Source organism: Kocuria sp. CPCC 205258 (assembly GCF_040981005.1).
In the GTDB taxonomy this organism is placed as follows: domain Bacteria; phylum Actinomycetota; class Actinomycetes; order Actinomycetales; family Micrococcaceae; genus Kocuria; species Kocuria rosea.
The window spans coordinates 85,366-98,499 of sequence record NZ_JAVKPS010000013.1 but is presented as its reverse complement, the minus strand read 5'-3'; the positions used below and the strand labels follow the sequence as shown (position 1 = coordinate 98,499).

Here is a 13,134-nt window from a genome sequence, read left to right as displayed (position 1 = left end):
TCCCCGTCGGCGATGTCCAGGTTCAGGTCGGTGACCGAGGGCCGCTCGGCCCCGGGGTACTGGCAGGTCACGTTGGCGTAGCGCACAGAAGACATGGTTCGAGGCCTCTTTCCCGGCAGGCACGTGCCGGACGATCCGAAGGAGAAGAGCGGGTGGTGGTCCGCGGGACGCGGACCGGGTGGAGCCGCGGGCGCCGGCCTCGGGGCCGGCGCCCGCGGAGCGTGCGGGTCAGCGGATCGCCGACTCCATCTCGGACATCATGCTGCGGGCGGCGTCCTCGGGGCTGGAGCGCTCGAACGCCACGTCCAGCTCGTAGCGGTAGATGATCTCCTGCAGGGTGCTGAAGCCCAGCGGCGGGATCGGCGTGGGGTCGCCCAGCTCCGGCTGGACCTCCTCGACGAACTCGGCGGCCGCGGTGTCCGACTCGCTGAGCTCGGGGAGGACGGCCTCGCGCACCGTCTCGTTGGCGGGCAGGCCGCGGTCGGCGAGGTTGATCTTGCCGGCCTCCTCACTGTTGACCATGAAGTCGATGAAGGCCTTGACCTCCTCCGGGTGCTCGGTGCGGGCGGAGGCGGACATGAACATCGCCGACTTCTGGAAGAGCTGCGCGCCGCCCTCGGAGCCGTCGGAGCTGGGGAAGCGCAGCGGCACGAGCTGGTTGCCGGAGGCCGCGTTCAGGGCGCTGAGCTGGTTGGTCCACCACATGCCCATGGCCGCACCGTTGGTGCCGCTCAGGGACTGGTCCGGGCCGGGGCTCTGGTCCTCCGTGAGCACCGAGGCGGGGGGCAGGGCCCCGTCGTCGACCAGCTTCTTCTGCAGGGCCAGGTACTGGGTCGCGTCGGCCTCCTCGAACCCGAGCTCGCCCTCCGGGGTGGTCATCTCCTTGCCCTGCTGGCGCAGCCAGATCTGGAACCCTGCCGGCTCGTTCGGGCCGCTCGCGCCGTAGGCCTCCGACTTCTCGGCGATCTCGGCGGCGACGTCCGAGTAGTCCTCCCAGGTCCAGGTGCTGTCGTCGGGGAGCTCGACGCCGGCCTCCTCGTAGATGCTCGGGTTGGCCATGATCGCCATGACGTTCACACCGGTGGCCACGCCGAAGAGTCCCTCCTCGGTGCGCCCGCTCTCCACGACGTCCTCCTCGAGCTCGCTCACGTCCACGTCCGAGAGGTCCAGGAGCGCACCGTTGTCGGCGTACTCGCGGATGTACTTGTCGTCCATCTGGATGATGTCGGGGGCGTCGTTGGAGGCCGTCTGCGTGGCGAGCTTGTCCCAGTAGCCGCTGAAGTCGCCGTACTCGCCCGTGATGGTGATCCCCGGGTTCTGCTCCTCGAAGGCGTCGATGATCTCCTGCGTCTGCTCGTGGCGGGTGTCCGAGCCCCACCAGGCGAAGCGGAGCTCGACGTCGCCGTCCGCGCTGGCGCTGTCCCCGCCGCCGCAGCCGGTCAGGGCCAGCGCCGACACGCTGAGGACGGTGGCGGCCTTCGCGAGGGTTCCCGTTCGCTTCATGCTGATCATGTCTCCTAGGGTCGAGGCAACGCGTTCTGGAAAGCGTTTTCCCGAGCGTAGCTGTGACCTGCCTCACGGGTCAAGGGCTCGCTCGGATTTCGTCGGCCGTGTCGCGCCGGCGCCCGCCGGGGGCGCCGGCCGCGGTGCCTACGGCCGGCCGAACGCCACGCTGTCCGTGGTCCAGGCGCGGGCCTGGCCGCTGAGCGTGACGCCCAGCCCGGGGCGGTCGGGGACGAGCATGCGCCCGTCCCGGGTCTCCAGGCGCTCCTCGAAGAGGGGGTCGAGCCAGTCGAAGTGCTCCACCCACGGCTCGCGCGGATAGGCCGCCGCCAGGTGCAGGTGGATCTCCATGGCGAAGTGGGGGGCCAGCCCCAGTCCGCGCTGGTCGGCCAGGGCCGCCAGGCGCAGGAACTGGGTGATGCCCCCCACGCGCGGGGCGTCGGGCTGGATGATGTCGCAGGCCCGGGCGTCGATGAGCCGGACGTGCTCCGCGACGGAGGCGAGCATCTCGCCGGTGGCGATCGGCGTGTCCAGGGCCGCGGCCAGCTGGGCGTGGCCCTCGGCGTCGTAGGCGTCCAGGGGCTCCTCGATCCAGACGAGGTCGAACTCCTCGAGCCGGCGGCCCATGCGCAGGGCCGTGGCGCGGTCCCACTGCTGGTTGGCGTCGACCATCAGGGGCACGCCCGCGCCGATGTGCTCGCGGACGCCCGCCACGCGGCGCAGGTCCTCGGCGGAGTCGGGCAGGCCCACCTTGATCTTGATCCCGCCGATGCCCTCCTCGAGGGAGCGGGTGGCGCGGTCCCGGACCTCCTCCAGGGAGGCGTTGAGGAACCCGCCGGAGGTGTTGTAGGTCCGCACGGAGTCCCGGTGGGCGCCCAGCAGCTTGGCCAGCGGCAGTCCGGCGCGCTTGGCCTTGAGGTCCCAGAGGGCCACGTCGATCGCGGCCAGCGCCTGGGTGGCCACTCCGGAGCGGCCCACGGAGGCGCCCGCCCACAGCAGCTTGTCGTACACCCTGGCGATGTCGTTGGGGTCCTCGCCGATCAGGCCCTCCGCCACCTCCTTCGCGTGGGCGTACTGGGCGGGGCCCCCGGCGCGCTTGGAGTAGCTGAAGCCCATCCCGGTGTGCCCCTGCGCGGTGCTGATCTCGGCGAAGAGGAACACGACCTCGGTCATCGGCCGCTGCCGGCCGGTGAAGACCTTGGCGTCGGAGATCGGGGTGCTCAACGGCAGGGTGGCGGTGGAGAGCTGGACGTGGCGGACGGTGTCCGGGGTGTATGGCATGGCGGGATCCTCGAGGGTCTCGGCGGCGGCGGTCAGAATGAATAGTACAAATAAATAACTTGTATGACTAGTGCCTGAGGGTGCCCTCCGGACCCCCGGAGCCGAAACACTCTGTACATAGTTATTGTGACCTGCAACACTGGCGGCGAGACCGTGTGAACCCCACGCCCGCGGCGCGCCCCCGGGCGCGCACCGCGGAAAGGATGTGGACCGATGCCGATCGACCCGCCCCACGCCGGACCGGCCGCCGCGCTGCTCCGGGACTTCTCCCTCGAGATGACGGGCAAGGACGTGCCGGCCCTGGAGGAGGCCGCCGCCGTGGTGCCTCCGGGGATCCGGATCAACGTGACCTTCCTCGGCAACGAGGACCTGGGCATGCGCGTGGCCGCCGCCCGCGCGGTGCGCGAGCACGGCTTCGTCCCCGTGCCCCACCTGTCGGCGCGGAGGCTGCGCTCCCAGGGCGAGCTCGAGGAGTTCCTCGCGGCGCTCGCGGAGGTCGGCGCCGCCGAGCACGTGTTCGTGGTGGGCGGGGACCCCGAGACCCCCGAGGGCCCCTACCCGGACTCCCTCTCCGTCATCCGCACCGGAGTGCTCCCGCGGCACGGCGTGCGGGGGGTGGGCGTCAGCGGCTACCCGGAGGGCCACCCCGGCATCGACGACGCCGCCCTCTGGTCCGCCCTGACCGACAAGACGGCCGCGATCCGCGAGCAGGGCCTCGAGCCCGAGATCATCACCCAGTTCGGCTTCGACAAGGACCCGGTCCTGGAGTGGCTGGCCGAGGTGCGCCGCCGCGGCGTCGACACCCCGGTGCGGATCGGGGTGCCCGGGCCGGCGGGCGTCCGGCGGCTGCTCGGCTACGCGCGCCGCTTCGGCGTGGGCACCTCGGCGGGGATCGTCCAGAAGTACGGCTTCTCCCTGACCAACCTGCTGGGCACCGCGGGCCCGGACCGCTTCCTGCGCGACCTCGCCACCGGCCTCGATCCCGCGGTGCACGGGCAGGTGCTGCTGCACTTCTACACCTTCGGCGGGCTGCGGGCCACGGCCGAGTGGGTCCGCGAGTTCGGGACGGACGGGGGGACCCCGTGAGCGCGGCCCGCCCGTCGATGCTCCGCCCGGACCACGCCAGCCTCGTGGTGCACGGCCGGGACCAGCCGGGGATCGTCGCCGTCGTCACCGAGGTCCTCGCCCGGCACGGGGCGAACATCGTGTCCCTCGACCAGCACTCGGACGACCCCGAGGGCGGGGCGTTCTTCCAGCGCACGGTCTTCCACCTGCCCGGCTACCCGGCCCTGCGGCCGGCGCTCGAGCAGGACCTCAGCGCGGCCCTCGCGGACGGGTTCGAGCTGGAGTGGCGGTTCACCGACCTCTCGGTGCCGCGGCGCGTGGCGATCTTCGCCTCGAAGTCCGACCACTGCCTGCTGGATCTCATCTGGCGCCAGCGCCGGGGCGAGCTGCCCATGACGATCTCGATGGTCGTCTCCAACCACCCCGACATGGCCGAGGACGTCCGCGGCTTCGGCATCCCCTTCTTCCACGTCCCCACCCAGGACAAGGCCGCGGCCGAGGCGGAACACCTGCGCCTGCTGCAGGGCAACGTCGACCTCGTGGTCCTCGCCCGCTACATGCAGATCCTGTCCTCCACGTTCCTGACCGAGGTCGGGGTGCCGGTGATCAACATCCACCACTCGTTCCTGCCGGCCTTCATCGGGGCCGAGCCGTACCGCAAGGCCAAGGAGCGGGGCGTGAAGATCATCGGCGCCACCGCGCACTACGTCACCGAGGACCTCGACGAGGGCCCGATCATCGAGCAGGACGTGGTCCGGGCCTCGCACCGGGACTCCGCGCAGGAGCTCGCCCGCCGCGGCGCGGACGTGGAGCGCCAGGTGCTCTCCCGCGCCGTGCTGTGGCACTGCCAGGACCGCATCATCCGGCACGACCGCCAGACCATCGTGTTCTGATCCCCGCCCCGGCCGCGTCGTCGCGGCCGGGGCACCACCGCAGAGAAGGAGTCAACCGTGGCACCCCGCACTCTCCAGGACGTCCTCGACGCCTCGAACGGCACCGTCGAGCTGCTGCGCAACTCGCAGATCGGCGCGTACGTCTATCCCGTGGTCGCGCCCGAGTTCCACAACTGGCGCAGCGAGCAGAAGGCGTGGCGGGAGACCGCCGTGCTCTACGACCAGTCCCACCACATGGACAACCTGTTCATCCGCGGCAAGGACGCCCTGCGACTGATCTCGGACACCGCGATCAACAGCACGCGGACGTTCCCCGTGAACAAGGCGAAGCAGTACGTGCCCACCACCCCGGCCGGCCACGTCATCGGCGACGGCATCCTCTTCCACCAGGAGGAGGACGAGTACGTCTACGTGGGCCGCGCCCCGGCCGCCAACTGGCTGCTCTACCACGGCGAGACCGGCGGCTACGACGTCGACATCGAGGTCGACCGCCGCTCCCCGTCCCGCCCGATGGGCAAGCCCGTGGTCCGGAAGTACTGGCGCTTCCAGATCCAGGGCCCCAGCGCGTGGCAGATCATCGAGAAGCTCAACGGCGGGCCGCTCGAGCAGCTGAAGTTCTTCACGATGGACCGCATGAGCGTGGGCGGTGCCCAGGTGCGCACCCTGCGCCACGGCATGGCCGGGGAGCCCGGGCTGGAGATCTGGGGCCCCTACGAGTCCTACGACCAGGTGCGGGCCACGATCCTGGAGGCCGGCGCCGAGTTCGGCATCGTGCCCGTCGGCGCCCGGGCGTACCCCTCCAACACCCTCGAGTCGGGCTGGATCCCGTCCCCGCTGCCGGCGATCTACACCGGGGAGGGCACGGCGGACTACCGGAAGTGGCTCGGGGCGGACAGCTACGAGGCCACCAACGCGCTCGCCGGCAGCTTCGTCTCCGAGAACATCGAGGACTACTACCTCACGCCGTGGGATCTGGGCTACGGGTCCTTCGTGAAGTTCGACCACGACTTCATCGGCCGCGACGCCCTGGAGCAGGTCGACCCCTCGACCCAGCGCCGGAAGGCCACCTTGGCCTGGAACGCCGAGGACATGCAGAAGATCTTCGCCTCCCTCTTCGACACCGAGGGCCCGGACTACAAGTACTTCGACCTGCCCCTGGCCAACTACGGCTCGTCCAACTACGACGCGGTGGTCGACGCCGACGGCCGCACCGTGGGCCTGTCCATGTTCACCGGCTACAGCTACAACGAGCGCAAGGGCCTGTCCCTGGCGACCGTCGACCCGAACGTGCCCGAGGGCACCGAGCTGAAGGTCGTCTGGGGCGAGCCGGACGGCGGCAGCCGCAAGACCACCGTGGAGCCGCACGAGCAGCTCGAGGTCCGTGCCGTGGTCAGCCCCGTGCCCTACTCCGAGGTGGTGCGCAAGGAGTACCACGGCGGGTGGCGGACCGCCTCGGCGAAGGGGTAGCCGAGGAGCGGTCCGAGGGCGCGCAGCACGGGCCCGGGCTCCCACCGCCCGAGGCCGTCGACCGCCCCGACGGGGTGCACGCCCGCCACCGAGTTGGTCACGAACACCTCGGTGGCGCGGGCGAGCTCCGCCCACGCCACCGGGCGCTCGCGGACGTCCGTGCCGGCGGCGCGCAGCGCCGCCAGCACGCGGGCGCGCACCACCCCGGGCAGGATCCGGCCGTCCGCGGGCGGGGTGAGCACGGCCCCGTCGACGACGACGAAGACGTTCGCCCTGCCCGTCTCCAGGAGCATGCCGTCCGCGTCCACGAGCAGCGGATCGCAGCTGCGCGACCACAGCCCCGGGACCGGCTCGTGGGCGAGCACCCGGCGGTCCGCCCACTTGTGCCCCCCCAGGCCGCCGGGCAGCCGGACGGGGACGAGCCGCCACGGCGGCACCGGCTCCCGGGGGAGGGCCGTGGCCGTGACCGTCACGGTCACGGCGCCCCCCGGGGCGGGCACGGCCGTGATCCGCAGCCGGTGCGGACCCGGCAGCGCGGCGGCCCGCTCCAGGACCTCGCCGCGGACGCCCGCGGGCAGGGCCGCACCGCAGCAGGCGAGGCAGCTGGCGCCGAGCCGGGCGAGGTGGGCCTCGAGGTCCACGGGCGCGCCCTCGCGCACGAGCAGCGTGGTGAAGACCCCCTCCTCCCGGGCCGGCGGGAGGACCGGCAGGGCCGGGAGGAGCTCGAGCACCGTCGCGGGCCGGTGCCCGTCCCAGTCCCGCCGGAGGTCCTCGTCCAGCACGGCCCCGACGGCGTCGAGCAGGGGCACCGCCTTCACGAGCGTCTCGTGCGCCTCGTCCGCGGGGTCGGAGTCGGCCACGATCCCGCCGCCCACCCCCAGCCGGACCCGGCCGCCGGTGAACTCGAAGGTGCGGATCGCCACGTTGAGCACCAGGCCGGCCGGGTCCGCGCGGCCGATCGCCCCCGTGTAGACCTCGCGGGCCGCGGGCTCGAGCGCGTTGACGATCTCCATGGCCCGGATCTTGGGGGCGCCCGTGCAGGACCCCGGGGGGAACGTGGCCCGCAGCAGCGCCCCGTCCCCCAGCCCCGCGGGCAGCCGCCCGTGCACGTCCGCCACCAGGTGGTGGACCCCGGTGTGCGGCTCGACCCGGGGCGTGGCAGGAGCCCGGACCGACCCGGGCACGCACGCCCGGGAGAGGTCGTTGCGCATCAGGTCCACGATCATGACGTTCTCCGCCCGGTTCTTCGCCGAGGCGTGCAGCGCCGCGGGGTCGCTCGCGGCCGGTGCGGTGCCCTTGATCGGGGACGTCAGGACCGTGCGCCCGGTGCGGCGCAGGAACAGCTCCGGGGACAGGCTCGCCACCGCCGCCCCCTCCGGGAGGCGCAGGAACGCGGCGAAGCGCGGGGCCAGGGCCTCCTGGCCGGCGCAGAACAGGTCCAGCGGGTCGCCCCGGAAACCGGCCTCGAGACCGCGGCAGACGTTGGTCTGGAAGACGTCGCCGTCGCGGATGTGGCCCAGCACCGCGGTCACGGCGGCGGCGTGCGCGGCGGCCGAGGCGTCGGCCGTGAAGGGCCCGCACCGGTAGGGCGCCGGTGCGTGCGGGGCGTCCGGCGCCGTGCGGGCGAGCTCCCGCGCGGCCGCCACCCGGGCCGGGTCCGTGCCCGGCAGCCACTCGAGCACCCAGGCGCCGTCCGCGGCGCGGTGGCGCAGGACGTGGTCGTAGTACCCGAGGTGGTGGTCCGGCAGCCGCGCGGGGCGCGGCGGGGCGGCGGGGAGCCGCTCGAGGCGCCGGGCCAGCTGGTAGCCGAGGTAGCCGATCCAGCCACCGCCGAAGGCCGCCTCCTGGGGGTCGTCCGGCGGGGGATCCCCCTCCTGGGCGGCATCCGGCAGCGGGGCGTCTGGCAGCGGGGCGTCCGGCAGCGGGACCCGGGCGTCCAGGGCCGCGAAGGGGTCCTCGCCGGCGCCCAGCACCCGGAGCGGCCGCACGCCGATCACGGTGTCGCCGTCGGACCAGTCGCCGAACAGCCCCACCAGCCCGGGCTGGTCCCGCAGGGCCCGCAGCATCTGCACCGGGGACAGGCGGACCTCGGTGAGGACCTCCTGCGTCGTCACGGCCGCCTCAGCCGTTCCCCGGGGCGGTCGCGGACGGCCCGTCGCCCGCCTCCGCCTCGAGCCGCCACCGGGAGTTCGCCAGGTGCGCGCGCATCGCCGCCGACGCGGCGAGCGGGTCGCGGGCCCGGATCGCGTCCAGGACCGACCGGTGCTCGGCGGCGACCCGGGCCGCGCGCCCGCCGCCGGGGGCGCCGTCCAGCCGGCGCGGCGGCATGGTGATCATGGCGGGCCCGAGGCCGGTCAGGGCGTCCACGTAGTACGGGTTCCCGCTGGCCTCCGCCACGGTCCGGTGGAACTCGAAGTCGTTCTCCAGGGACGCGGCCGGGTTGTCGACCTCCTCCTCGGACCGTGCCAGGGCGTCCTCCATCCGGGCGAGCTGGTGCTCCTCCCGGGCCGTGGCCGCCAGCGCGGCGGCCTCGGACTCGACCCCGGTGCGGAAGGCCAGCAGGCGGCGTCGGTCCTGCAGGGTCCGCACCGGCCGGCTCGTCCCGCCGGGCGCGGCCGGAGGGGTCAGCACGAAGCTGCCGCTGCCCCGCCGGGTGTGCACGAGCCCCTCCGCCTGCAGCCGGGCGACGGCCTCGCGCACCACCGTGCGGCTGACCCCGTGCTCCGCGATCAGCGTGCTCTCGCTGGGCAGGCGCTCGCCGGGGGAGATGCGCCCGTCCACGATGCGCGCCCGGAGGTCGTCCACGAGGGCGGAGGTGAGGTTGCGGCTCATGGGGACATGATCCCACCCCGGGAGCGGCCCCCGCAGCCCGGGGCGTCAGGGCCGGCGGCCGACCTCTTCGACCACGCTGCCCCCCGTGCCCGCCCGGGACTCCCAGGCCCAGGTCTCGTGCAGGCGCACCCTGCCGTCCCCGAGCACCTCGATGCGGGACGTGCACGCCCCGCCGGCGGTTTCCCCGGCACCGTCCAGGTGCGAGTAGCGGAAGCTCAGCCCGTCCCCGGCGCGCGTGCCGACGAGGAAGCCCCGGCGCACCGAGCCGCCCGCGTACTCGGCCCACACGAGGTCGTCCTCCTGGTGGTAGTCGAAGACCGTGTCGGAGCCGACGTCCCCGTCGGCGGCGTTGGACACGCCCACGAACGTCCTCCCGTCGAGGTCCACGGTGGTCGGCGCGGTCGGCGGGGTGCGGTGCAGGTCGGTCATGGGTCCACCGTACGGTGCGCCGGGCGCCGTCGTTATCGGTCCGCGATAACCTCCCTTGGCGGGCCCTTCCACGGGCCGCGACACTGGCACCGAGAGTCCCGGGGTGAACCGGGACGTCCGCGAGAGGGGAGCAGGGATGATCTTCATCGTCGTCAAGTTCAAGGTGAAGCCGGAGTGGGCCGACCGCTGGGTCGAGTTCTCGAAGGAGTTCACCGAGGCCACCCGCGCGGAGCCGGGCAACCTGTGGTTCGACTGGTCCCGCAGCGTGGAGGACCCCCACGAGTTCGTGCTCGTCGAGGCCTTCGCGGACGACGGCGCGGGCCCGCACGTGGACAGCGACCACTTCAGGAAGTTCACGGCGGAGGCGCCCCAGGCGCTCGTGGAGACTCCGCAGATCATCAGCGAGCAGATCTCCGCCTCGGGCTGGAACCGGATGGGGGAGATCACGGTCGGCTGACCGTCCGACGGCGCGCCGCCGGCCCGGGAGCGAGGCTCCCGGGCTGTTGGCATGTGCAACCCGGCACGCCACAATGTGAGGCATGACCGCACGCGACACCGGCATGGCCTCCGTCCAGAAAGCCTTCGCCCTCCTGGACGTGGTCGCGCGGGACCCCCGGGGCGCCACGGCCAAGGACATCAGCACCGAGCTCGGGATGCCGCTGCCCTCGGTCTACCGGCTGCTGCAGACGCTCGTGGCCTCCGAGCACGTGGTGCACCTCCGGGACCAGCGCCGCTACGGCCTGGGCTACAAGCTGCACGCGCTCGACGCCTCGCTGCGCCAGCAGGTCGCGACCCCCGCCACCGTGCAGCGCGCGGTGCGGGAGCTGCACGGGAGCGCCGACGCCGCCGCGTACTTCGCGGTCTACCGCGGCGACGCGGTGGTGGTGGCGCACGTGGTCGACTCCCCGCGCCGGCCGCGCATCGACCCCATGGACTTCGGCTTCACGGGCGGCGCCCACGCCACGGCCTTCGGCAAGATCCTGCTCTCCCGCATGGACGACGACGAGGTGGCGGACTACCTCGGCCGCCACGGGATGCGCCCCCTGACGGACCGCACGCTCACCACGCCGGACGAGCTGGGGCGCGAGCTCGGGCGGGTGCGCGCGGAGGGCGTCGCCGTGGAGCGCGAGGAGTTCGTGCCCGGCGCCTCGTGCCTGGCCGCGCCGGTGGTCGACTCCGCCGGGCGCACCCTGGGCTCCGTGGCCGTGTCCCTGCGGCCCACCGACTTCGAGCGGCGGCACCGGGCGATCGCGCCGGTCCTGCGGGACGCCGCGGACCGGGTGGGACGGGCCCTGCGCGCCGCGGAGGGCTGCCCGGTCCGGTCCGCGACCGGCTGAGCAGCCCTCCACGTCCGGCGGCTACAGGTGGCGTCCCGCCAGCTGCTCGGCGATGTAGTCCGCCTGCCGGGCGGCCAGGGCCACGATCGTCAGCGTCGGGTTCGCCGCCGCGCCGGTCGTGAACAGCGAGCCGTCCGCGACGAACAGGTTCGGCACGTCGTGGGTCTGGCCGAACGCGTTGGTCACCCCGTCCTCCGGGCGCTCGCTCATCCGGGCCGTGCCCATGTTGTGCGTCGACGGGTAGGGCGGCGTGTGGTGCACGGAGGTCGCGCCCACGGACTCGTAGAGCAGGGACGCCTGCTGGTAGCCGTGGTTGCGCATCGCCACGTCGTTCGGGTGGTCGTCGAAGTGCACGTTGGGCACGGGCAGCCCCAGGTGGTCCGTCACGGAGGAGTTGAGGGTCACCCGGTTGCTCTCCTGCGGCATGTCCTCGCCCACCACCCACATCCCGGCGGTGTTCTCGTAGCCGTCCAGCAGGGCCGTGAACTCCGGCCCCCAGGAGCCGGGGTCCACGAAGCTGGCGAGAAAGGCGGGGCCCAGGGAGATCGTCTCCATGTAGTACCCGCCGGCGAAGCCGCGGTCGACATCGTGCCGGGACTCGTCCGCCACGAGCCCGGCCATCGTCTCGCCCCGGTACATGTGCACCGGCCGGTCGAACTGCGCGTAGATCGAGCCCGTGGTGTGCCGCATGTAGTTGCGGCCCAGCTGCCCGGAGGAGTTCGCGAGCCCGTCCGGGAACAGTGGGGAGCCGGAGAGCATGAGCAGCCGGGGCGTCTCGATCGCGTTGCACGCCACCGCCACCAGCCGTGCCCGCTGCCGCTGGACCCGGCCCTCGCCGTCGACGTAGAGCACGCTGTCGACCAGGCCCTTCTCCGTGTGGGTGATCTGCACGGCGTGGCAGTCCGGGCGCAGGTCGAGGTTCCCGGTGCGCAGGGCCTTGGGGATCTCCGAGACGAGCGTGGACCACTTCGAGCGGTTCTTGTCGCCCTGGAAGTTGAACCCGTCCTGGACGGAGGCCGGCCGCCCGTCGTAGGGCTCCGCGTTGGTCCCGTAGGGGCCGGTCGCGTAGTGCCGGTAGCCGAGCTTCTGCGCGCCCGCGGCGAGCACCTTGTAGTTGTTGTTCGCGGGCAGCGGCGGCCGGCCGTGGCGGTGGGTGCTGCCGATCTTCTGCTCGGCCCGGTCGTAGTACGGGGCGAGGTCCTCCAGGCCGATCGGCCAGTCCAGGAGGTTGGCGCCGTCGACGCGCCCGTAGACGCTGCGCGTGCGGAACTCGTGGGCCTTGAACCGGGGCGTGGCCCCGGACCAGTGGGTGGTGGTCCCGCCGACGGCCTTGACGATCCACGCCGGGAGGTTGGGGAAGTCACGGGCGATCCGCCACGACCCCGTGGTGGTGCGCGGGTCCAGCCAGGCCATCTGGTGGAAGGCCTCCCACTCGTCGTTGACCCAGTCCTCACTGGTCAGGTGCGGCCCGGCCTCGAGAAGCACCACCTTGACGCCCTTCTCCGTGAGCTCGTGGGCGAGGGTGCCTCCGCCGGCTCCGGAGCCGATGACGACGACGGCGGAGTCGTCGTCGAGCTCGATCCGTGCGGCGCGCTGCTGGTCCTGGGGCGTGGTGGTCATGCGGTCTCCCCGTGCTCGATGACGTCCGACCCCTTGAAGAGGTCGCTGAAGGGCTGCTCGGTGGTCTCGGAGGCGCCCTGCTGGTCCAGGTTCCACCCCTCCTGGGGGGCCGCGGTCGCCACCGGGTAGCCGAGGGGCCCGCACTCGGCCAGCTCCTCCTCGGACTCCTCGACGCGCGGGTCCGGCAGCCAGTCGAGGTCGTCGAAGCCGCGGTGCAGGTAGCCGCCCTTCGAGAAGGACTCGCCCTCGTAGCCCAGGGTCTCCCACACCTCGTGGTCGTCGTAGAGGTGCAGCACGGTGGTGCGGCGGATGAAGCCGAAGAACTCGAGGTCGGCGATCCGCTTGAGCACCTTCAGCGCGGCGTCGTCGGACAGCTCCACGAACGGTGCGTCGCTGAGCGAGTTCAGGGTCAGCAGCCCCTGGGTCAGGGCCATCCGGAACCACGTGGAGTCCTCGGCCTCGGCGGCGATCTTCTCCGCCATCCGTTCGTACGGGCCGTCGGGGATCCGGGGGTGGGGGAACGCCACCCGGATGACGCGGGTGAGGGTGCGCTTCGCCTCGTCCGTCAGGGCGAGGGCGTTGAGAGCGGAGTACTTCGCGGGATAGACCATGGGTCTCCTCCTCGTCGGCGGTGACGGGTGTGTCTCAGAGTGTGAGCCAGCGCACGTCCGCGGGCCAGGGCCGTTATCGCAGGACGAGAATCGGCG

12 protein-coding genes are annotated in these 13,134 nt (G+C 72.9%); 5 read left to right on the top strand and 7 right to left on the bottom strand.

The features are described 5' to 3' along the window. Positions 1–228: 228 nt before the first annotated feature. Together RF644_RS16930 and RF644_RS16925 are read right to left on the bottom strand one after the other, a co-directional pair. A complete protein-coding gene (locus RF644_RS16930) occupies positions 229–1,503 on the bottom strand; it encodes an ABC transporter substrate-binding protein (RefSeq protein WP_368797365.1) in 1,275 nt (424 codons plus the stop codon). Positions 1,504–1,650: 147 nt separating this feature from the next. Beyond that, positions 1,651–2,784 carry a mandelate racemase/muconate lactonizing enzyme family protein gene (locus RF644_RS16925; RefSeq protein ID WP_368797364.1) on the bottom strand — a complete coding sequence of 378 codons (1,134 nt, stop codon included), beginning with the start codon at positions 2,782–2,784 and terminating at the stop codon, positions 1,651–1,653. A 213-nt stretch (positions 2,785–2,997) separates the two neighbouring features. On the opposite strand from RF644_RS16925, the gene RF644_RS16920 reads away from it, so the two are divergent. From RF644_RS16920 to RF644_RS16910, 3 genes are read left to right on the top strand one after another with little or no spacing between them, the layout of a single operon-like run. Then, the gene (locus RF644_RS16920; RefSeq protein WP_368797363.1) at positions 2,998–3,870 is read left to right on the top strand and encodes a methylenetetrahydrofolate reductase; all 873 of its coding nucleotides are present in this window, start codon (positions 2,998–3,000) and stop codon (positions 3,868–3,870) included. Between the two features lie 17 nt (positions 3,871–3,887). Beyond that, on the top strand, positions 3,888–4,742 hold the full coding sequence (gene purU, locus RF644_RS16915) for a formyltetrahydrofolate deformylase (RefSeq protein ID WP_368797368.1): 855 nt from the start codon (positions 3,888–3,890) through the stop codon (positions 4,740–4,742). Between the two features lie 57 nt (positions 4,743–4,799). Further along, complete coding sequence (locus tag RF644_RS16910) at positions 4,800–6,209, top strand: aminomethyl transferase family protein (protein ID WP_368797362.1); 1,410 nt, start codon at positions 4,800–4,802, stop codon at positions 6,207–6,209. Here the strand turns inward: RF644_RS16910 and RF644_RS16905 are convergent. From RF644_RS16905 to RF644_RS16895, 3 genes are read right to left on the bottom strand one after another with little or no spacing between them, the layout of a single operon-like run. Continuing rightward, complete coding sequence (locus tag RF644_RS16905) at positions 6,146–8,323, bottom strand: bifunctional anthranilate synthase component I family protein/class IV aminotransferase (protein ID WP_368797361.1); 2,178 nt, start codon at positions 8,321–8,323, stop codon at positions 6,146–6,148. The genes RF644_RS16910 and RF644_RS16905 overlap by 64 nt on opposite strands. 7 nt (positions 8,324–8,330) lie before the next feature. Further along, positions 8,331–9,041, bottom strand: coding sequence for a FadR/GntR family transcriptional regulator (locus RF644_RS16900; protein ID WP_095650268.1), 711 nt, complete (start codon positions 9,039–9,041; stop codon positions 8,331–8,333). Positions 9,042–9,086: 45 nt separating this feature from the next. Then, positions 9,087–9,470: a hypothetical protein gene (locus RF644_RS16895; protein WP_368797360.1), complete on the bottom strand. Its 384-nt coding sequence runs from the start codon at positions 9,468–9,470 to the stop codon at positions 9,087–9,089. A gap of 136 nt (positions 9,471–9,606) precedes the next feature. Between RF644_RS16895 and RF644_RS16890 the strand changes: the two genes are divergently transcribed. Both RF644_RS16890 and RF644_RS16885 read left to right on the top strand, forming a co-directional pair. Further along, a complete protein-coding gene (locus RF644_RS16890) occupies positions 9,607–9,927 on the top strand; it encodes a putative quinol monooxygenase (protein WP_368797359.1) in 321 nt (106 codons plus the stop codon). A gap of 82 nt (positions 9,928–10,009) precedes the next feature. Further along, complete coding sequence (locus RF644_RS16885) at positions 10,010–10,807, top strand: IclR family transcriptional regulator (RefSeq protein ID WP_017834684.1); 798 nt, start codon at positions 10,010–10,012, stop codon at positions 10,805–10,807. Between the two features lie 21 nt (positions 10,808–10,828). On the opposite strand, the gene RF644_RS16880 is transcribed toward RF644_RS16885, so the two are convergent. Further along, the gene (locus RF644_RS16880) at positions 10,829–12,427 is read right to left on the bottom strand and encodes a GMC family oxidoreductase (RefSeq protein ID WP_017834685.1); all 1,599 of its coding nucleotides are present in this window, start codon (positions 12,425–12,427) and stop codon (positions 10,829–10,831) included. Next, complete coding sequence (locus tag RF644_RS16875) at positions 12,424–13,038, bottom strand: hypothetical protein (RefSeq protein ID WP_368797358.1); 615 nt, start codon at positions 13,036–13,038, stop codon at positions 12,424–12,426. The genes RF644_RS16880 and RF644_RS16875 overlap by 4 nt, the downstream gene beginning before the upstream one ends. Positions 13,039–13,134: the final 96 nt, after the last annotated feature.